Source organism: Streptomyces sp. NBC_01689, assembly GCF_036250675.1.
Lineage (GTDB): Bacteria > Actinomycetota > Actinomycetes > Streptomycetales > Streptomycetaceae > Streptomyces.
Genome location: NZ_CP109592.1, coordinates 7421967 through 7442858, shown reverse-complemented (window position 1 = coordinate 7442858; position 20892 = coordinate 7421967). Strand labels below are relative to the sequence as shown.

General features: G+C 72.2%; 15 protein-coding genes. 3 read left to right on the top strand and 12 right to left on the bottom strand.

Going from position 1 to position 20892, the window contains the following annotated elements:
* Positions 1 to 38: 38 nt before the first annotated feature.
* From OG776_RS31835 to OG776_RS31795, 9 genes are all read right to left on the bottom strand, one after another.
* On the bottom strand, positions 39 to 3560 hold the full coding sequence (locus OG776_RS31835) for a DNA polymerase III subunit alpha (RefSeq protein ID WP_329322933.1): 3522 nt from the start codon (positions 3558 to 3560) through the stop codon (positions 39 to 41).
* A 556-nt stretch (positions 3561 to 4116) separates the two neighbouring features.
* Entirely contained in the window at positions 4117 to 5199 is a 1083-nt protein-coding gene (locus OG776_RS31830) for a S1 family peptidase (RefSeq protein ID WP_329322932.1), read from the bottom strand.
* A gap of 454 nt (positions 5200 to 5653) precedes the next feature.
* A complete protein-coding gene (locus OG776_RS31825; protein WP_329323787.1) occupies positions 5654 to 6739 on the bottom strand; it encodes a slipin family protein in 1086 nt (361 codons plus the stop codon).
* Positions 6740 to 6979: 240 nt separating this feature from the next.
* Positions 6980 to 7885 carry a S1 family peptidase gene (locus tag OG776_RS31820; RefSeq protein WP_148007603.1) on the bottom strand — a complete coding sequence of 302 codons (906 nt, stop codon included), beginning with the start codon at positions 7883 to 7885 and terminating at the stop codon, positions 6980 to 6982.
* Positions 7886 to 8176: 291 nt separating this feature from the next.
* Positions 8177 to 8959, bottom strand: coding sequence for a DUF1684 domain-containing protein (locus OG776_RS31815; RefSeq protein WP_329322931.1), 783 nt, complete (start codon positions 8957 to 8959; stop codon positions 8177 to 8179).
* Positions 8960 to 9096: 137 nt separating this feature from the next.
* Positions 9097 to 10146, bottom strand: coding sequence for an LLM class flavin-dependent oxidoreductase (locus OG776_RS31810; protein ID WP_329322930.1), 1050 nt, complete (start codon positions 10144 to 10146; stop codon positions 9097 to 9099).
* Positions 10147 to 10248: 102 nt separating this feature from the next.
* The gene (locus tag OG776_RS31805) at positions 10249 to 12090 is read right to left on the bottom strand and encodes an FAD/NAD(P)-binding protein (RefSeq protein ID WP_329322929.1); all 1842 of its coding nucleotides are present in this window, start codon (positions 12088 to 12090) and stop codon (positions 10249 to 10251) included.
* A complete protein-coding gene (locus tag OG776_RS31800) occupies positions 12087 to 12269 on the bottom strand; it encodes a hypothetical protein (protein WP_443077296.1) in 183 nt (60 codons plus the stop codon). Before OG776_RS31800 ends, OG776_RS31805 begins: the two co-directional genes overlap by 4 nt.
* Positions 12270 to 12716: 447 nt before the next feature.
* Positions 12717 to 13958, bottom strand: coding sequence for a DUF5685 family protein (locus OG776_RS31795; RefSeq protein ID WP_148007600.1), 1242 nt, complete (start codon positions 13956 to 13958; stop codon positions 12717 to 12719).
* Positions 13959 to 14248: 290 nt separating this feature from the next.
* Here OG776_RS31795 and OG776_RS31790 point away from each other — a divergent pair, with 290 nt between their 5' ends.
* A complete protein-coding gene (locus OG776_RS31790; protein WP_329322928.1) occupies positions 14249 to 14689 on the top strand; it encodes a cell division protein SepF in 441 nt (146 codons plus the stop codon).
* 39 nt (positions 14690 to 14728) lie between these two features.
* Here the strand turns inward: OG776_RS31790 and OG776_RS31785 are convergent, their stop codons facing one another.
* Both OG776_RS31785 and OG776_RS31780 read right to left on the bottom strand, forming a co-directional pair.
* Complete coding sequence (locus OG776_RS31785) at positions 14729 to 15934, bottom strand: acyl-CoA dehydrogenase family protein (protein ID WP_148007598.1); 1206 nt, start codon at positions 15932 to 15934, stop codon at positions 14729 to 14731.
* 159 nt (positions 15935 to 16093) lie between these two features.
* Positions 16094 to 17704, bottom strand: coding sequence for an MFS transporter (locus OG776_RS31780; protein ID WP_329322927.1), 1611 nt, complete (start codon positions 17702 to 17704; stop codon positions 16094 to 16096).
* A gap of 258 nt (positions 17705 to 17962) precedes the next feature.
* On the opposite strand from OG776_RS31780, the gene OG776_RS31775 reads away from it, so the two are divergent.
* Both OG776_RS31775 and OG776_RS31770 read left to right on the top strand, forming a co-directional pair.
* Positions 17963 to 19132, top strand: coding sequence for a glycosyltransferase family 39 protein (locus OG776_RS31775; protein WP_148007596.1), 1170 nt, complete (start codon positions 17963 to 17965; stop codon positions 19130 to 19132).
* 240 nt (positions 19133 to 19372) lie between these two features.
* A complete protein-coding gene (locus OG776_RS31770; protein ID WP_148007595.1) occupies positions 19373 to 20416 on the top strand; it encodes a phosphatase PAP2 family protein in 1044 nt (347 codons plus the stop codon).
* A gap of 218 nt (positions 20417 to 20634) precedes the next feature.
* On the opposite strand, the gene OG776_RS31765 is transcribed toward OG776_RS31770, so the two are convergent.
* Positions 20635 to 20850: an I78 family peptidase inhibitor gene (locus OG776_RS31765; RefSeq protein WP_329322926.1), complete on the bottom strand. Its 216-nt coding sequence runs from the start codon at positions 20848 to 20850 to the stop codon at positions 20635 to 20637.
* Between the last annotated feature and the right edge of the window lie 42 nt (positions 20851 to 20892).

Genomic DNA, 20892 nt, shown 5'->3' with positions numbered 1-20892 from the left:
GCTCACTCCGCTCTTCCCGTCCATCCCGTTCATCCCTTTCATCCCGCGCTCCCCGGGCTTCGGTGGCCGAACTTCTTCAGGTCGGCCGAGCGGGTGCCGGCGGGCTGCAGGTCGGCGTACGGGTGGAGCCGCGCGCCCGTGGTGCCGTTGGCCAGGGTGCGCCGCGGCGGGGCGGGCACGGGCTGCGGCCTCCCCCGGTCCGGCCGGCCGGGAGCCGGGCCCGCCCGTCCCGGAGCCTGGGCGGGAGTCGGGTGCGGGCGGTCGGCGCCGAGGAGGGCGAGGGCGGCCTCGGGGCCGTTGTCACGGCGGGCGGCGGCGATCTCGTCCAGGTCCCAGGCCATGGAACCGACGACGGTACGACGGGTGCCGCGCACCTGCACCGTGCCGCGCACCAGCAGCAGCCCGCTGTGGAAGACGGTGTAGGCGCAGGCCGGGTGGGAGTCCTCGAAGAACGCCAGGTCGACCAGGCCGGAGCCGTCCTCCAGGGTGACGAAGATGACCCGCTTGCCGCTGGCGATCGGCGGGGTCTGGGTGGAGGCCCGTACGCCCGCGACCAGGACCTGCCGACCGGCGCGCAGCCCTGCCAGGTGCGCCGCGTCGGTCGCGCCGATCTCCCGCAGCAACCGGTGGTGATGTTCCATCAGATGCCGCGAGACGTCGATGCCGAGCGTGCCCAACTCGGCACTCAGGGCCTCGCGTCCCGTCATCTCCGGCAGACCGCTCGGTTCCGCTCCCCCGACCGCGCCGGTGTCGATGGGCAGTTGGCCCTCGTGCGCGGCCCGGGTACGGGACTGCCGGTGCAACTCACCGATCTGGAGCAGGAGATCACGACGCGTGAGGCGGCCGTCGTGGAGGGAGTTCAGGGCGCCGATCTCGGCGAGGCGTTCGGCGACGGGCCTGCTGGGGCGGGCCCGCTGCCAGAAGTCCGACAGCGATCCGTACGGCCGGCCCTCCTCGATGCGCGCGCACTCGTCCTCGCCGATGCCGCGCACCGCGGACAGCGCGATCCGCACGCCCCACTGCCGCTCGTCGGTCCGCTCGACGGTGTGCTTCACCATGGAGTGGTTGACGTCGACGGGCAGCACCGGCACGCCCCGTCGGCGGGCGTCGGAGACGAGGACCCGCTTGGGCCACATCCCGGGATCGTGTTCGAGCAGTCCCGCCAGCAGGAACGCCGGATAGTGCGCCTTGAGCCAGGCGCTCTGCAGGGCGGGTACGGCGAAGGCGACCGCGTGGGCGCGGCAGAAGCCGTACGCGCCGAAGGCCTCGACGGTCCTCCAGACCTCGTCCCGGACGGCCGCGCTGTAGCCGCGCGTACGGGCCAGGCCATGGAACCAGTCCCTGATCGCGGGCAGCCGGTCCTTCTCGCCGAGTGCCCGCCGCGCGATCTCGGCCAGCGCGCGGTCGCAGCCGGTCATCACCGACAGGGTCTCGATGATCTGCTCGTGCCAGATGGTCACGCCGTAGGTGTCGGCGAGCACCGGCTCCAGGTCCGGATGGGCGTACGCGGGTGTGCCGCCGTGGCGGGCGGCGATGTAGCGCTCGGGCATGCCGCCCGCGACCGGGCCGGGCCGGAAGAGGCTGATGTCGGCGATCACGTCCTGCGGATCGCGGGGCTGCAGTCTCGACAGAAGGTCCTGCTGACCGGGTGACTCCAGCTGGAACAGGCCCAGGGTCTGGCTCTCCTGGATGAGCTTGAACGCGAAGACGTCGTCGAGCGGCACCTGTTCCGGGTCGTCCAGATCGATGTGGTCGCCGGTGGTCCGTTCGATCTCCACGACGGCGTGGGCCATCGCGGACTGCATCCGTACGCCCAGGACGTCGAGCTTGATGTTGCCCAGCGCCTCGATCTCCTCCTTCGCGGCCATCGCCATCGGGTAGTCGCCCTGTGGCGTCGGCTGCACGGGCAGCCGGTCCAGGAGCGTCGCGTCGCTGATGACCACGCCGCAGGGGTGCATGGCCATGCCGTGGACCAGTGAGTCGAGGCCTTCCGCGAGCTCCCACAGGGGTCCGAACCGGTCCGCCTCGGCGGCCAGTTGCCGCAGCTCGGGCAGTTCGGCGAGCGCGCCGGTGATGTCCGCGGCCCGCAGGTGCGGGAAGCTCTTGGCGATCCGGTCGACGTCCGCGGGCGCGATACCGAGGGCGAGGCCGGTGTCGCGCAGGGCGCGGCGGGCCCGGTAGGTCTCGGGCATGGCGGTGACCGCGACCCGTTCCTTGCCGAAGCGTTCGAAGATCGTGTCGTAGCACTCCAGGCGTCGGGCGGACTCCACGTCGATGTCGATGTCGGGCAGGGACTCCCGGCGCCTGCTCAGAAAGCGTTCGAACAGCAGGCTGTGGTCGAGCGGGTTGGCGGTGGCGATGTCCAGCGCATGGCAGACCAGCGAACCGGCGCCGGAGCCGCGGGCCGCGACCCGGATGCCCTTGGCCCGGATGTCGGCGACCACCTGTCCGATGGCGAGGAAGTACGCGTCGTAGTTCCAGTGGGAGATGACGGCGAGTTCCTCGTCCAGCCGGGCGAGCGCCTTCCGGTCACGGTCGAGGCCGCGCCGGGCCAGGCCGGCCTCGCTGCGCGCGCGGAGCAGCCGGGCCGCGCCGCCGGCCCCGGGCTCGGCGCCGAAGAGCGCCGGTTCGGGGAGGTGAGGGGTGCCGAGGCCGAGGTCCGCCTTCGGGTCGACGGTGCACGCGGCCGCCGTCCCGGCGGTGTCCGCCATCAGCCGGCGGGCCCGCCGCCCGTCCGCCCCGGCGCATTCCACGACCATGCGCGCGACGGCCGTCATCGCCCGTTCGTCCTTGAGCCAGCGCTGTCCGCCGTCCAGCCGGCGCCGGTCGACCGGCCGCAGCAGCCGGGCGGCGTCCAGGACGTCGGCCAGGCGGTGCTGGTCGGGGTCGGCGTAGCGGACGGCGTTGGAGAGGACGGCGGTGGTACCGGTGCGGTCGGCCAGCGTGAGCGTGCGGGCGGCCAGGCGCAGGGACCCCGGACCTGTGCCGAAACGTTTCTGCGCAACGGTTTCCAAGCGGACCTCTCTCCCGAAGATCTCCTTCCAGGGCGCCAGCAGCTTCGTCGCGACATCCTCCCTGCCCACCGCCAGCGCCCGGACCGGCTCCGAGAGCGGCCCGAGCAGCACGGCCAGGCCCGGGCCCCCGTACTCGCGCAGCGCCTCCCACGGCACCACCGGCGATGTGCCCGACACGGCGCCGGCGTGGGCGGCCGAGGTGATGCGGCACAGCCGCGCCCAGCCTGCCCTGTCCTGGGCGAGCAGCGTGAACCGCAGCGGCGGCTCGACGACGTGCGCGCCACCGCGCACCGGGGTACGAAGCCGCCGCGCGGGAGGCGGTGGCGCGAGGGCCTCGATCGCGAGGTCGATCCCGAAGACCGGCCGTATCCCCGCCCCGGCACACGCCCGCGCGAACCGGACGGCGCCGGTGACCGTGTCCCGGTCGGTGAGCGCGAGCGCGGTCATGCCCCGCTCGGCCGCCCGCCGGGCGAGCTGCTCGGGATGGGCGGCGCCGTACCGGATGGAGTAACCGGACGCGACGTGCAGATGAGCGAAGCCCGCCATGCCACACCTCCATCACTCCACCCCTTTTCAGCCATACGCCCGATACGTTCATGGCACGTACGTTCGATTACTCTAACCCCATCAGCCCCGGTCAGCGATTAGATTCGAACACATCAGCGATTCTTTGGCGAGGTGAGCGATGCCCGGAACAGGCCTCGTCCCGCCACCTCCCGGACGGGGTGGCGCAGTTGAGGGAAAACATGCCGTGGCGCGCCCCGTGCCGCGTTCGAACGGACCGGGGTGGACGGCCGACGACGACGGGTGATACGGATGCCACTCTCCGTGATGTGTCGAGCCACGGGTCGGACGCCGGTGGCCGAGGACGGCCGCGACGCCACAGCGGTCCGGGGGACGCGGGCGGAGGCCGGGAAACGCCGGGAAGCATCAGGAAACGTCGGGAGACAGCGAGGAGCGAGAGCGCGGGCGCGATGGCCGGAGGCACGGCCAGGGACACCCACGGAGACGGCGGGACGACCCTGCTCCGAGGGACGCACACGACAGAGGTCCCGTCCCCGCGCGTGCGGGGACGGGACCTCTGTCGGAGAAGCGGCTCGGGTCAGCCGATCTGGGCGCCGAACGCCGAGAGCGCCTCCGTGACCGGCTGGAAGAAGGTCTCACCGCCCGAGGTGCAGTCGCCACTGCCGCCGGAGGTCAGGCCGATGGCGCTGTCACCGTCGAACAGCGACCCGCCGCTGTCGCCGGGCTCGGCGCAGACATCGGTCTGGATGAGCCCGTTGACGATGTCGCCGTTGCCGTAGTTCACGGTGGCGTCCAGGCCCGTCACCGTGCCGCTGTGCACCTGGGTCGTCGAACCGCTGCGGGTGACCTTCTCGCCGACGGTCGCCTCGGCCGCCCTGGTGATGGGCTGCGAGGAACCGTTGTAGAGGTCGACCGCGCTCGGGTGCTCCGTGCTCCCGGTGTACTTGACCAGACCGAAGTCGTTGTCGGGGAAGCTGGACTGCTCGTTCGTGCCGATCTGGTTGCCGCTGGAGTCCGACCAGCTGGAGATCGCCTCGGTGCAGTGGCCGGCGGTGATGAAGTACGGCTGGCCGCCCTTCACCACGTTGAAGCCGAGCGAGCAGCGGCCACCGGAGCCGGTGATGGCGTCACCTCCCGCGATGAAGGGCTTGAACTCCCCCTTCGTCCGCTGGAGTTCGGCCTTGGAGCCGAGCGAGTCCACGACCTTGGTCAGCTTGGCCCATTCGTCCGCGGAGACCGTACGGTCCGCGGTGACGACGACCTTGTTGCTCTGCGGGTCGGTCGCCCAGGAGGTGCCCGGGATGGTCGCGTCGCTCTTGAGCGTCGTACGGGCGCTCTTCAGTTCGGCCAGGGAGTTCTCGACGAGTCTCGCCCTCGCGCCGGCCGACGTCACGGCCTTGGCCGCGGCCTCGCCGAGCACATTGACCACGAGGTGCCGGGACTTCGCGTCGTAATACGTTCCCGCCGCGTCGGCGCCGAGATCCTCGCCGAGGGTCGAGGCGAGCTTTCCGGCCGCCGTGATCGACAACGTGTGCGGCGCGGGAGCCTGCGGCGTCTCGCTCGCGTTCGCAGTCTGGAAGGTGGCTCCGGCGGCGACGAGTGCGGCGATGCCCGCTCCCGCCATGACGGCACGCCTCGCGGGTATGCGTCGGTGCTTCAACTCACGTCCTCCTGTGGGGGTCGGCCGAGGAGGTTGTGGGGACCCCCAGGACCGGAAGGCGTACGGACACACACCCGGCACGCAGCAAAATGCCGTGTCCATGCCCGTTGTTCGCCGCCCACTATTCCGAGACGCACAGGGAGCACACAAGGTCGACTTCAGGACGCGCATACGGCAACACGCATGCGCCCCGCACACCTTGACCGTACGTGGTCATAGCACGCGAGTTCCCACTGCAAATACTGTGTGCGAGGGGTCGGGATGCGGCCTGTGAGGTCTAGTCCTGTCTTGTTTTCGCCCTGTCGGAACGTCGTCCCAAGGTGCTTTCGGCCGAGGGAGGTTGCTCCCGCACCGATTGCTGAGCGACGGGAGGCGCCGGTTCCGGGGCGTGTTCCGGTGGGAGCGGTTCCGGCGGGAGCGGTGTCGGGGCGAGCGGCGCCGGGGCGACCGCTTCTTACATGCTCGCTTCGGGTGCGGTCGGTTCCGGGCGCGACGCCGACGCGGGGGCGACCGACGCGGGGGCGACCGACGCGGGGGCGATCGGTACCGGAGCGGACTCCGGCGCCGGGGACACCGGTCCGGGTTCCGCTCCCGCCGGTCCGGTGACCCGGGAGACCGGTGCCGGTGCCGGTGCCGGTGCCGGTGCCGGTGCCGGTGCCGGTGCCGGTGCCGGTGCCGGTGCCGGTGCCTGGGACGGTACCGGTGTCACCGGGCCGGGTGTCGGGGCGGCCGATTCCGCCGCCGAGGCGACCGGTTCCGCCGTCGGGGCGGCCGATGCCGGCTGCTGGGCCCGTTCCAGGAAGCGCAGCAGTTCGACAGGGAAGGGCAGGACGAGGGTGGAGTTCTTCTCCGCGGCGACCGCCACCACCGTCTGCAGCAGCCTCAGCTGCAGCGCGGCCGGCTGCTCGGACATCACCCCGGCGGCCTCCGCCAGCTTCCTCGACGCCTGCAGTTCCGCGTCCGCGTTGATGACCCGCGCCCGCCGCTCACGGTCGGCCTCGGCCTGCCGGGCCATCGACCGCTTCATCGTCTCCGGCAGTGATACGTCCTTGATCTCCACCCGGTCGATCTGCACGCCCCATCCCATGGCCGGACTGTCGATCATCAGCTCCAGGCCCTGGTTGAGCTTCTCCCGGTTGGCGAGCAGGTCGTCCAGATCGCTCTTGCCGATGATCGAACGCAGCGAGGTCTGCGCCATCTGGGAGACCGCGAACTGGTAGTCCTCGACCTGGATGACCGCGTCGGCCGCGTCCACCACCTTGAAGTAGACGACCGCGTCCACCCGCACCGTGACGTTGTCCCGGGTGATGCCCTCCTGCGCGGGCACCGGCATCGTGACGATCTGCATGTTGACCTTGCGCAGCTTGTCGACGAAGGGCACGACCATCGTGAACCCGGGATCACGCACCTCGGAGCGCAGCCGGCCGAGGCGCAGCACCACTCCGCGTTCGTACTGTTTGACCACACGGGCCCCGGCCATCACGTAGACCAGGCCCACCGACGCGACGGAGACTCCCGCCGCCACCAGTTCCTCGACCATCACGGCCCCCCAGGGTCCGACGTGGCGCATCAGGCGTGTGCCAGGCCCTGCGGGCCTGCCTCACGGGTTCACCTCGACGGTAACCCCGGCACCTGGACAAGGGCGAGCCCCCGCACGCCGGTTGCGTACGGGGGCTCGCCTTCCGCCGGCTGCACGGCTGACCGTGCGGGGCACCGTGGGGGAAGTGCCGTGGGGGGAGTCGTGCTGTGGGGGGAGTCGTGCCGTGGAGGAATCAGTCGGTCAGCCGACGCTCACGCCGTAGTAGCTCAGCGCCTCGGTGACCGGCTGGAAGAAGGTCGTACCGCCGGAGGTGCAGTTGCCGCTGCCACCGGAGGTCAGACCGTAGGCCACGGAACCCGCGTAGAGCGGACCGCCGCTGTCGCCGCCCTCGGCGCAGACGGTGGTCTGGATCATCTGGTACACCACGTCGCCGCCGCCGTAGTTGACCGTGGCGTTCAGCGCGGTGACGCGGCCGCTGTGCGTGCCGGTCGTCGAGCCGCGACGGTAGACGGTCGTACCCACGCTGGGCGTGGCCGCGCTGGAGATGGTCTGGCTGCCGACCGCGCTCGGGTGGGCGACCGAGGAGTTGGTGTAGCGGACCAGCGCGAAGTCGTTGGTCGGGAAGCTGTAGCTGACGTTCGTGCCCAGCGTTGTGGTGTGACCGGAGTTGGAGTACCAGGTGGAGGCGACCTCACCGCAGTGGCCCGCGGTCAGGAAGTAGTAGGTGCTCCCGCTGTGCACGTTGAAACCGAGCGAACAGCGGTAGGAACCGCCGTAGATGGCGTCGCCGCCGGTGATCAGCTTCTTGAACGTGCCCGGGGTGTGCTTGATCGTGAGGGCGGCGGAGTTGCCTCCCGCGTCCTTCTTGATCTTCGCGATCTCGGCCTGGGAGACCGTGCTGTCGACGGTGACGACGACGCGGTTGGTCTTGGCGTCGACCGCCCAGGCGGTGCCCGCGATGTCGGAGTTGAGGACCGACTTGTTGACCGTGCTCAGCTGGGTGGCGCTGAATGTGTGGACGTCGGCCGCGTTCGCGGTGGGGGCGGCGAACGCCGCCGCGGCCACGAGTCCGGTGGTCACGGCGATCAGCTTGACGCGTCTCGCGATACCGCTGCGAGGAGTGGGGGTGGTGCGCTTGATCCTCACTTTTCGTTCCTCCCGAGGGAAGTAGGGGGCCCGCGTGGGGTCGGGGCCCGTGAGGCGCAGCCGGGAGTGGCCCGTCCGGATTCCGGACAAGCCGTGCCCCTGACAAGCGCTGTGGGGGAGTATTCGGCCGCACGACCGACCGGCGCAAGGGCGCCTTTCGGCCGTGCAGCGTTCAACTTGCGTACGGGAAAAGGGTGTTGATCTCTCCGGTACGACGGTGCGGAATCCGTGCGGCCCGGGTCGCCGCCCGCTCTCCCACTCCGCTCCCCCGCCCCCGCTCCCCCACTCGGCTCAGCTCAGCGTGCGCTCCCCCGCCGGGACGGCCACGCCCAGCGTATTGCCGGGCGGCGGGAGGGGGCAGACGAAGTGGTCGGCGAACGCGCACGGCGGGAGCAGGGCGCGGTTGAAATCGACCGTCGTGCGCCCCTCGGCGTCGGGCGCCGCCGGGCGCAGGAACCGGAAGCGGTAACTGCTGTCCCCGCTGGTGGTGTCGGCGAACACGGCCCACAGCGAGCCGTCGCTCTGGACCGACACCTGGAGCGTGAGATCCGCGCCGTCCAGGGTGAAGGCGAGGATGCCGCCGAGTTCGAGTCCGCGCGTCCGCCCGTCCGCGTTCTCCACCCGTACCGTGCGCCTCTCTCCGTACGGTGTGAAGTGCCCCGGTACCGACCAGCGCGGGTCGTACGGCGTCGCCTCGATGCCCTTGAACGCCGTCCGTGTCGAAGCCGCGGGGTCGAAGTCGCGTACGCCCCACTCCCCTTCACGCACCAGGACGACGAAGCGCCGCTCACCGGCCGCGACGCGCGCCCCGGCCGCCGGGCCCACGTCCGCCGTGAGCCGGACCTCCCCGGTGAGGAGCTCGCCGTCCACGCTCAGGCCGTCCTCGGGCCCCGCCGCCAGCACGACACCCGCCTCCTCGGCGGTCCACCGCCCGGGGATGTCCGGAAGTCGCCCGTCCGGATAATCCTCCAGCCAGTGCGTGCCGGTGAGCGCCGGCGGGCCGTAGGGCGCGGACACCGTGTCGATGCGGTGCTCGTGCCACTGCTTCCAGTCCTCGGATGCGTCCGTCGTCATGCGATCAACCTTTCCACAGGGGCCGCGCCGACCCGGGGTGCGAGCACGGCGTCGTACCGGTGTATTCCGTGGGCGGGCGCCCCGCTCCCGGAACGACGGGGCCATCGGGCCGGCCCGCGCCCGTACGGTCATGACGCTCACCGGGTCACCGCGTACCGGCCCGCGGGCCGGGCCAGTCGGAGGTGTTCCCTGAGCGTGCTCCCCGGATAGAAGGTGCGGAACAGTCCGCGGTGCTGGAGCAGCGCCACCGTCCCGTTCACCAGCCGCTCCAGGTCGCGGTGCGGCTCGGCCGGGATCAGGTGGAAGCCGTCGACGGCCTCGGACTCGTGCCAGAGGGTGATGAGTTCGGCGAGACCGACGGGACCGCCCCGGTACAGCGGGCCCCGCGGGGTGCGCCGGGGGCCGCCGCCCCCGTGCCCCGGCTCGGCCGCGCGTTCGCCGTCGCCGAGGTCGACGGTGAGCGTGCCGAGAACCCTCAGGGTGTCGGGGGCGCGGCCGGACTCGGCCGCCGCGTCGCGGAGTTCGGCCCGCAGGGCACGGGCCTGCGCCGGACCGGTCACCCGCAGGAGGGCCACGTCGGCGTACCGGGCCGCGGTCCGGCGCACGGAGCTCCCGGTGGCGTCCACGACCCGGACCGGATGTCCCTGCGGGGGCGGCGGTCCGGTCGGGGGACCCGTGACGGAGAAGGTGCCGCCCCGGTAGTCGACGCGGTACGAGGTGTCCCGGCCGCCGGCGCCACCGGTCCCCCCGCCTCCCGTGCCGGGCCCGTCCTCCCCGTCGGTCACCCGCCGGGCCTCGTCCCCTCCCTCAGTTCCCCCCTCAGCTCCCGCGGTTTCCAGGGTTCCCTCGGTCCCCGCTCCGGCCGTCGCCCCACCGGACCGCCAGCCCGCCCGGCCGCGGCTGATCCGGTCGAGGTTCTCCACCGCCTCCCGCACCTCACGGGAGCCGGGGCGGATGTCCGGCACGGTCGGCACCAGGCCGATCCGGCGGGTGGCCGACGCGACCCGCGCGAGCACCCCGAGCGCGTCGGGGCCGGGACGCCCGGAGGTGTCGCCGAGCGTCACGAAGTCGAGCGCGCCACGCTCCGCCAGCTGCGCCGGCCCCACGTAGGCGGCGGCGTCGAAGGACCCGCGCTGATCGACGGCGGCGGCCAGGTGCAGCAGCCCCCGGCCGTGCGGTGCGGTCATTTTTAAGGACACCTTTCCCTCTCACGGTCCATGAACGGTCTTCAGGGGACGAGCGGACCCGCACCGACGCGCGGGACCTCGGCGGACATCGGATGACCGGGGTCAGGCGGTGGGGCGACGGGCGAGGTCCCGCAGGAACACCAGCGCGGCGCGGGCCGTGGCGTCGTTCTGCCGGAACGCCGGCCCGCCGGTGCGCGGCCGGGTGAATGCGCCGGAGCCCCGGGCGTCGGTGTGCGGGCCGAGCGCGAAGCGCCGGGGGTGCGGGACGCCGGAGCGGTCCAGGACCCGGTTGTCCGCGGGGTCGACGGCGAGCAGCCCCTCCGGGGTGGCGGCGGCGCCTTCGGCGTACAGCCCGCGCAGCAGGGTGTCGCGGGTCCGCTCGACCGTGGGGTGCGGCAGTCGCGCCTCGACGAGGGCACGGGCCTCGACCGTCGCGCCGGGCACGGTGGCACTGGTCGCCCGGAACACCCCCTCGGCAGCGGTGACGGTCATGTCCGCGCCCAGGAACCGCAGGATGCCGGCCCGTGAGAGGGCCCGCATCTGGCGCAGCCTCGGTCCGGGCGGCCCCGACGCGAGAAAACTGAAGAAGCCGTGCCACCAGGAGCCGATGTCGCCGAGTCTGACCAACTGTCCGTAGACCGAGAGCAGTCCGAGGAACACCGCCGAGTCGGGGCTGTTGGCTGCGTCGTGACGTCTCGTCAGATCCTTTTCGATGTAGGTGCGCAGTCCGTTCTGGAGTTCCTCGTACGAGGTGTGGCGCACCCCGTCCAGCGGGCGGTCCAGCGCGTCGAGGTCGAGCCGGTCGGCGGGGTCGGGTACGGCGGAGGCCACCAGGGCCCGGATCCCGGGGCCGTCACCGGTCCCGTACTTCTCCTCGAAGTCGGACCAGGCCATCCGCGTCCGCCCGGGGTGGGCGGTGAACAGCCGGTGGTAGTGGGCGAACCCCAACTCCTTCTCGACCAGGGGCCACACGTCCCGCCGGAAGTCGAAACCGTCCGGCCGGGCGAGCAGTTCACCGACCTGGTCAGGCCCGAAGAACCGTGGCAGCGGAGGCCGTTCGCCCGTCCAGGGATACCCGATCTTGGAGTGGTAGGGGACCCCTCGCCGGGAGCCGACGTACAGCACGGGCTCGCGCCCGGAGGGCAGGTAGGTCTCTCCGTCGTACCGTCCGCCGCGCCCCTCGGTGAGCAGCACCATCAGGTCGACGAAGGCGAGCCCGAAGCCGCGGACGAGAACCGGCTCGCCCGCTCCCAGTGCCGTCAGGTCGCTGTCCGCGGTGAAGTCGGGCGGCAGGTGGACCAGGCCGTGCGCACGGGCGTAGGCGGCCAGCTCCCGCTGTTCTGGGTCGAGTTCGGCGTCGAGGTGGCCGAGGGTGAGGACGACGAGGTCCGCGGCGAGCGGGTCCGCGCGGCCCTCCAGCCGGACCAGTTGACGTCCGTCGGGTGCTTCGTCGATCCGCAGGGCCCGGCACGGATGGTGGTGGACCGTGATGTCCGGCGGCAGGGCGGCCACCGTCCGCTCGTACACCCAGCGCAGATACCCGCCCTGACGCTGCCGGTCGGCGAAGACCCGTCCGTCGAGGGCGGCCCACTCGTGGAGCGTGGGGCCGGCCAGGACCGGACCCGCCATGTCCACGGTCTCGTCGGTGAACATCGTGACGTCCTGGGCCTCGGAGTTCATCCACAGCAGCGGGGACTGCCGCTCGCGCCAGATGCGGCCGCCGCCCGGCGGATACGGGTCGACGAGATGGATGTCGAGACCCGAACCGGCGTACAGCTCGGGCGCGTTGGCCGCCATCCGCTCCAGGACACCGGTGCCGCGGGGGCCGGCCCCCACGATCACCAGCGAAGGACGTCCGGACGCCGGATGCGGGGTCGTCGCCGGCGGAGAGGTCGTCGTCGGAAGCGCCGTCGTCGAAGGGTTCGTCGTCGGAGGCGTGGTCATCGGGTGCGCTCCGAATCGCGCGCGTGGCGCCTCCCGACAGAGCCGAGGGCGAGTCCGATGAGGGCCAGGACGACGGCGGCGGCTGTCCACTGGCCGAGACGGCGCCGCGGAACGACGCGCGGGGAGGCGGTGCCGTCCGGTGCGGCTTCGGCGATCGTGGTGAGGGTGTCCGAGGACATGCGGAGGCTCCGTGATGCGTCGAGTCGAGCACGGGTGCCTTCACACGGATCCGCGCGGGGGACGCCGGGCGTCACGAGGCGCGTACGGCCGAGCCCCTCAGCAGGGCCGTGCACCGAGAGTACGGCGACGTTTCCCCTCACTGTCAAGGCTGTCCACACTCTGAGCCGTACGTCTCAGGTCAGTTGACGCGGAAACGGATGCCTGTTCCACTTGGGTCCATGTACGCGCAGCAGTGGCTGGTCAAGCGCTCCCACATCGACTTCGGTCGCGTGTGGTCCTCTTCCTGTTGAGCTGACCCCCTGCGCGGATGCCCCGAACGGGCACCCTCCGCGTCTCTCCGTCCCACCGCCTCCCTTCCGGCCTTCACACGCGCGCCCTCCCCTCGCCGCACCCCCAGGACTGAACCGGGCGGCACCGCCCCCGCCGCCCGGTCCGGCCGACGTACCTCAGATCCCGCAGTCGCAGCAGGAGCAGCACTCACAGCATTCGCAGGCCTCACAGCAGTCGCAGCAATCGCAGCAGTCGCCGCAATCGCCGCACCAGCCCTCCCGCCGCTGCCGGGACCACGGCCCCTCGAACTCGTCGGCACAGCACACCTTGCAGGTGCAGCAGAGCCCGATCGCGGCGGCGCATCCGGCCCAGAAGCCTCGCCGGCCGGGGCCGGGCGGCCGGAGTGAGGGCCCCCCGCCGAAGGGGCCGCCGGTGGAGGGGTTCCGCCCGTCGTACGGATGCGGCGGCTGCTGCGGACCGTACGGGCCGCCCTGTCCGGGCGGTCCGAAGGCACCGGACGCACCGGACGCACCGGAGTCGCCGTGCTCCGCGTGTCCGCACCCCGAGGTCCCGAAGGCCCGGTCCACCGAGCGCGCCAGCTCGTGCGCCAGCAGGACGTGCGCGAGCCTGCCGTCGGTGAACGCGACCTCGCGCAGCGCGAGCCGTATTCCGCGCAGCGCGTCGTCGGCGAGCCGGCGCGCCTCGGCGACCGGCGTCCCGGTGGCCGTCAGCGGGTTCCAGGCTCCCGACGCGGCGTCGGTCTCCCTGTCCTCCACGGCGTCCAGCAGATGCGCGAGGCGTCCGAAGAGCCGTCCGGCCTCGGCGAGCGGCGCGGCGTTCCCCGGCCGGCCGGCGAGGACGGCGGTGTGCGCGAAGGCGGCGGCGGTCGCGGACTCGGTCGGCTCGGTGACGGCCAGCAGCGGCGTTCCGGGCCCGGCGAGGGTCTCGATGCCGATCTGCCGGTCCACGGCGTCGACCAGGACGGCGGTGTCGAAGCCGACCTCGGACCCGGTGCGGGCCCCGGCACGCCCCCAGCTCGCGGCGACCCTGCGTGCGGCGAGGGCCACCGGCCGGCGGGCCAACAGGCCGTCGCCGTCGGCCATGTGGTCGCGCACCTTGGCGGAGGCCAGCACCAGCGAGACGGCGGCCGCGAGCCGTGCGCCGTCACCCTGCGCGACGGACGCGGTCCGCATGCCGCGCAGGGGGCAGGGGCCCGCCGTACGGCGTCCGCCGACGGAGTGCTCGATCTGAGCCTCTGTCAAAACCGATATCAGCAGACCGTCGTAATTAGTGACGATCCGAGCGAACTGCCCGTGGTCGCCGCGCAACGCGAGACAGAGCCCGCACAGATGCGCCATCCACTGCGTCTTGAGCCCTTCACCGAGCCGGTGGCTGCAGGGCCTCACGATTCCGAACACGACACTCCCCCGTGACTCGTTCGACGTTGAGCTGCGGCATCGTATCGACCACCCCGTTCACCCGTACGCCCCGTGCGTCACTCGAACGCCGTCGAGAATCATATTTCACTCACAGTCAGCAGCCGTACGCGCAACGACCCTTGGGGGGCGCGGGCTCTCGACGGATTCGCTGTGCACCAGTACCGTCACGAAACCCCCGCGCGGCGTCTATCCACTTGGCGCGACATCCGCATCATGGACGACCATGGGGATGCGGAAAGCAAGAATGACCGCTGTGAGAGGAGGCGTCCATGGGATCGGTGCGCAAGGCGAGTGCCTGGCTTGGCCTCGTCGACGACAACGATGACGAGCGTTACTACGACGACGACAACTACGCCGAGGGTCAGGAGTCCGGCGATGTCTGGGTCACCGACCCGCGCGTTAAGGTCGCGTCCGAGACGGCGGAGGAGAAGGGCCGCCGGATCGGCACGGTCACCCCGGACAGCTTCCGGGACGCACGCGGCATCGGCGAACTCTTCCGGGACGGCGTCCCGGTCATCATCAACCTCACGGCCATGGATGCCTCCGACGCCAAGCGCGTGGTGGACTTCGCGGCCGGTCTGACCTTCGGCCTGCGCGGCACCATCGAGCGGGTCGCCACCCGGGTCTTCCTGCTGACCCCCGCCCACACGGAGATCGTCAGCGGCGAGGCCGCGGGGCGCCGGACGGACGGCTTCTTCAACCAGAGCTGAGGCAGGGCCGCTCACCGGCCCCGCCCCGCGGAGCTCGGGTCACCGGAAGGCGTCGAGTCCGGTGAGCGCCTTGCCCAGTACCAGCTGGTGCATCTCCACGGTGCCCTCGTAGGTGAGGACCGATTCGAGGTTCGTGGCGTGCCGCATCACGGGATATTCGAGCGAGATCCCGTTGGCGCCGAGAATGGTCCGGGCCGTCCGGCAGATCTCGATCGCCTCGCGCACGTTGTTGAGCTTGCCGAAACTGACCTGCTCGGGACGGAGCCGTCCCGCGTCCATGCGCCGGCCGAGATGGTGGGCGAGCAGAATCCCCTTGTGCAGTTCGACGGCCATGTCGGCGAGCTTGGCCTGGGTGAGCTGGAAGCCGCCGATGGGCCGGCCGAACTGCTCCCGGGTCTTCGCGTAGGAGACCGCGGCGTCGAAACTGGCCCGTGCGGCGCCCATCGCGCCCCAGACGATCCCGTACCGCGCGTGCGAGAGGCAGCTGAGCGGTCCCTTGAGCCCGCGCACGCCGGGCAGCACCGCGTCGGCGGGCAGCCGTACGCCGTCGAGGACCAGCTCGCTGGTGACGCTGGCGCGCAGGGACCACTTGTGCTTGATCTCGGGCGCGGAGAACCCGGGCACGTCCGTGGGGACCGCGAAGCCCCTGATCCCGTCGTCGGTCTGCGCCCAGACGACGGCGACCCCGGCGACCGACCCGTTCGTGATCCACATCTTGCGTCCGTCGAGGATCCAGTCGCCCCCGGCGTCCCGCTTGGCGAAGGTCCGCATGGCGGCGGGGTCCGAGCCGTGGTCGGGCTCGGTGAGCCCGAAGCAGCCGATGACGTCACCCGAGGCCATCGAGGGCAGCCACCGCTGCTTCTGCTCCTCGGACCCGAAACGGTGGATGGCGTACATGGCGAGCGAGCCCTGGACCGACACGAGGGACCGGATCCCCGAGTCGGCGGCTTCGAGCTCCAGACAGGCGAGACCGTACTGGACCGCGCTCGCCCCCGCGCAGCCGTAGCCCTCCAGGGACATGCCGAGCGCCCCGATCCCGCCCAGCTCCCGCGCCAGTTCCCGGATACCGGGCAGCTCGCCCTTCTCGTACCACTCGGCGACGTACGGCAGCACCCGGTCCGTGGCCCAGTTCCGGACGGTGTCGCGGATCGCGAGGTCCTCCGCGTCCAGCAGGTCGTCGAGGCCCAGCGGGTCGGCGGGGTCGAAGGACGGCGGCTTCGGGGAGGCGGACGAGGACGCGGACATGGCAGTACCTCCGGCACACGAAAACTAGCAGTGTTCATCACGACGGCTTCGGGGCCGACGCTACGACGCGGTGTCCCCCGCGTCCAGGGTCCACCGGCGCGCGGGCGGGGGAACCGCGGGGCCCGGCCCGGACCACCCCCGCGCCGGCCCGGGCGCCGGTCACGCGGTGACGCGGGACCCGGCCGCTTCCCGGGGTGCGGGAACCCCGCCGGGCGCCGCCACCGCGGGCACCTCGCACTCCATGACCCGGGGCAGCCGCAGCGCCATCACCGCTCCCAGCAGCAGCAGTCCCGCACTGACCAGCAGGGTCACATGGAGTCCGTGGACGAAGGAGTCCCGGGCCGCGTGCCGCAGGGCGGCTCCACGGTCGCCGCCGAGCCGCGCGGCCACCTCGTACGCCTCGCCCAGCGAGTGCCCCGCCGCGGCCGAGTCGCGCGCCGGGACCCCCGGCACGGACGACAGCCCTGGGGCGTACGCCGCGTTCATCACACTGCCGAGCAGCGCGATCCCGATCCCGGCACCCAGCTGGTACGAGGTCTCGCCTATCGCCGCCGCACCGCCGGCCTGCGCGGGCGGGGCCTCGTTCAGCATCGACTCGTACGCCCCGAAGAGCGTCGTCTCCAGTCCGAACCCGAGCAGCACGAACCCGGTGAGGAGCAGCCCGGCGTTGTCGCCGCCGCCCATCGCGGTGAGGGTGACCACCGCGGCCGCGGTGACACAGAACCCGGAGCAGACCATCACGCGCGGCCCGAACCTGCGCAGCGTCCGGGCCCCGACGAGCCCCGCGGCCATCGCCGCGAAGGTGAGCGGCAGCAGCCGCAGCCCGGTCTCCAGCGGCGAGAGCCCGAGCACCAGCTGCAGGTACTGCGCGGCGATCAGCTCCAGGCCGACCAGCGCGAGCATGGCGAGCACGATGCACCCCACCGAGGTGCTGAACGCGGGCCGCGCGAACATCCGCAGGTTGACCAGGGGGTGCGTGCGACGCCGTTGCCGCCGCACGAAGCCGAACATCAGGGCGGCGCCGACGAGCAGGGGCCCCAGGGTGAGCGGGCCGAGGGGCGCCTCGCCTCCGCCGAGCCGCTTCACGCCGAGGACCAGCCCGAAGAGGCCGGCGGCGGCCATCAGCGCACCGGTCACGTCCCAGGGTCCGTTGCGTGCGCCGCGCGACTCGGGCAGCAGCAGCCGCCCGATCGGCAGACTGATCAGCATCAGCGGGATGTTGATGAGGAATACGGACCCCCACCAGAAGTGTTCGAGCAGGAAGCCGCCCAGCAGCGGTCCGACCGCGGCGCCGACGGCGGCGACGGCGCTCCAGATGCCGATCGCGAGCGCGCGCTCGCGCCGGTCGGGGAAGACCTGGCGCAGGATCGACAGGGTGGCGGGCATGATCATGGCGCCGCCGACGCCGAGCAGGGCGCGGGCGCCGATGAGGAGCTGCGCGCTGTCGGCGAGGGCGGCGACGCCCGAGGCGACGCCGAACAGCGCGTATCCCAGCAGGAGCACGCGTCTGCGGCCGATCCGGTCACCCAGCGTGCCGAAGAGGATGAGGAGCGAGGCACAGACGAGCGGATAGACGTCGACGATCCAGAGCAGCTCTATCGCGCCGGGTCTGAGGTCCTCGGTGACGGCGGGCACCGCGACGTGCAGCACGGTGGCGTCGAGGGCCACGAGGAGCAGGCTGACGCAGAGCACCACGAGGACGACCCAGCGGTTGGCACCGGCCCCGGCCTCCCGACGGCGACACGTGTCGGCCGTGGTCGTCCCGGACATGTACGTACCTCCCAGATGTTCCCTCGCGCTCGGCGGTCCGCTGGGTGGGGACTCCCTGCGGCTGCGGCGGGCGGAACGGCATTCCCGGGATCACGCGGCCAAGGCGAGTGAGCGGCCAGCGTACGCGAGTTCCCCTGGGCTACACGTGGCGGACCTCTCACGTTCTCCCGGCCGGGTGTGTGGCGTACGCCACGCCCGGCCCGTCGGCGCGTGCCCCGGGAGACCGGCCGGTTCCGCCCGCCGTCGATAATCGGGCCTGTGACCGATCTTGAGACGCCCGCCGCGGCACCGTCCCGCGCGGGCGCGCTGCGCCATGCCGCACCGGCCCTCCTCGGGTACGCGGGCGTCCGCGCCCTGGGTCTGATCGCCCTCGTCCCGTGGAGCGCCGCGAACGGCAAGAGCGCCCACACCCTGCTGACGGCACGGTGGGACTCGCTCTGGTACACCAGGGTCGCCGCGTTCGGCTACGGCTGGCAGGTCCGGCTGCCCGGCGGCGACGTGCACTCCAACCTCGCGTTCTTCCCGCTGCTGCCCTGGCTGGAGCGGCTCGTCGCGGCGCTGTCCCCGCTGTCCTACGCGGACGCGGGCCTGCTGGTGAGCACGCTCGCCTCCCTGGCCGCGGCCTGGGGCGTGTTCGCGGTCGCGGACCATCTGTACGGGCGGCGGGCCGGGGTGTGCGCCGCGCTCGTCTGGGCGGTGCTGCCGGTCGGCATCGTGCAGTCGATGGCGTACAGCGAGTCCTTGTTCACGGCGCTGGCCGCCTGGTCGCTCCACTCGGTGCTGACCGGCCGCTGGGTGACGGCGGGTCTGCTCGCCGCGCTCGCCGGGCTGACCCGGCCGGTGGGGGCGGCGGTGGTCGCGGCGCTCTGGGTGGCGGCGGTCACCTCGTTCGTGCGGGAGCGGAGCGCGCCTGCCGCGCAGGGCGCCTCCCGGTGGCGGCGCGCCCTCGGCATGCTTGTCGCGCCGCTCGGAGCCGCCGGATACGTCCTGTGGGTCGGCCACCGCACCCACCGGGGGCCGCTCGGCTATCTCGACGTCCAGGCGCAGTGGGGCAACGGATTCGACGGCGGATACGCGTTCGCCCGCTTCGTGGGCGACAAGTTCACGTCGTTTCCGTCGGCGCTCGCCGGCGTCGGGCTGATCGTCGGTGTCGTCCTGGTGATCTGGCTGTACGTCAGCTGTGTACGGCAGGGGCAGCCGCTCCCGCTGCTGGTGTACTCGGGGATCGTCACCGCTCTCGCCCTGTGCGCCTCGGGCTACTTCGGCTCGAAACCGCGTCTGCTGCTGCCCGCCTTCCCCCTTCTCCTGCCCCTCGCACAGGCCCTGGCCCGGCTGCGTACGCGCAGGTCAGCGGCGATCCTCGGGGCTGTGGCCGTGGGTTCGGCGATCTACGGGGCCTTCTGGCTGAACGGCTCCGGGCCGCCCTGACCGGCCCCCGCACGGCCGGTGAGCAGCCGGAGAATTCCAGTCAAGCATTCGGTGAACGCATTAATGAGCGCCATATAAGCAACACCGGTGCCGATCAATGGAATTACGGAGTGGCCACCCTCGCGGATTAGCGAATCATTGGAAATAAACACCGCCCTGAGAGGAATCCCACATCACATCGTCATCACAAAGCGAGTGATTCGGCCTGGAACGCAGCTCACTCGCTGTAGCGTCGATTGGGTGCGTACCGAACGAAACCTCACCCGTCTGGACCGGGTCTTCGCCCGGCTGGACCGTGAGCCGGAACGGCCGGCCCACATCGATGTGCCGAAGATGAGCAGGCACAGGGTCGTGCTCTTCGGAGCCACCCTGGCCTTCTACGTGGCCATCGTGTGGGCCGTGGCGATCACTTCATGGCTGGTCCGGTTCGACTGGCAGGTCATGTTCTTCCGGCCCTACCAACAGTGGCCGGAGATCCACGCGTTCCTCGACTACTACGTGGTGCTCGGCCAACGCGGGCCCACCGCCGTGATGGTGGCGGCCTGGCTCGGCTGGCGCTCGTGGCGGCAGCACACCCTCCGCCCCTTGCTGACGCTGGGCGCCTCGCTGCTCCTGCTGAACATCACGGTCGGCGCCGCCAAGCTCGGCATGGGCCGCCTCGGCCCGCACTACGCCATCACCATCGGCTCGAACGAGATGGGTCTGGGCGGCGATATATTTCCTTCGGGCCACACCGCGAACGCCGTGGTGACCTGGGGGATTCTGGCCTATCTGGCCTCGACCCCGGGGGCGCGGCGCTGGCTGTCCGCACTGTCCGCCGTGACCTCGCTCGGCGTCGGCCTCACCACCGTCTACCTCGGTACGCACTGGCTGAGCGACGTGCTCCTCGGCTGGGCCGCCGGCCTGTTGATCCTGCTCGCCCTGCCCTGGTGCGAGCCGCTGATCGCCCGCGCCGAGACCGCGATCTTCACGCTGCGCGACGTCTGGCGCTCCCGTCGCGGCCGTACCGCGCCCGCCCCGGCCGGCGTTCCCGTCGGCGCCCCGGTCGGCGCGCCCGTCCTGGTCAAGCAGCACGGGCCCGCGGACGACGAGGTGCCGGCGCGCGAGACCGTGGCCGCCGGCCGCTCGCCGCGGGGACCCGTCCACCTGGCCCCCGGACCGCACCTGGCCCGCTCCGAGCGGACCCCGGTCACCCCGGCCGGCAGCCGCCGGCCGCCGCACGCGGACCGCGCGGCACGCTCCGCGACCACGACCGCCTCGGCCCGCCCGGCCGCAGGCGGCTGAGACCAGGAACACGGCGGGGCCGGTACGCACGACCTCCCCGCACCCGAAGGCCCCCGGCTCAACCGAACCGGGGGCCTTCGCACGCTCGGACTCCCGGACCCTCCCTGGCCCTCCCGGACTCCTGGGCCCTCCCGGACTCCCGGACCTCCGGGCCCTGTCGGCCCGTCACATCCCGTTCGGCCTTTTTGCACCTTCTGCGGCTTTCGCGAACTCCGGTCTCAGCCCTTCCAGCAGCGGGTGACCCGCCCGTCGGCGACCTCGAAGTTCAGCCGCCCCACGCGGTACTCCATGGTGATGATCGCGCCGGGCGGGAGGGAGCGCACCGAGGACCAGCCCCGCTCACGGGCGCGGTGCTCGGCGCCGCTCCCCTCCATCCCGACATAGCTCTCCGGGTCGTCCTCGGGTTCCGCAGGCGGAGTGGGAATGGGTGCCATGGCCGCCACGTTAGGCGGCCCGTCCCGGCCGGGGAAGCCCGA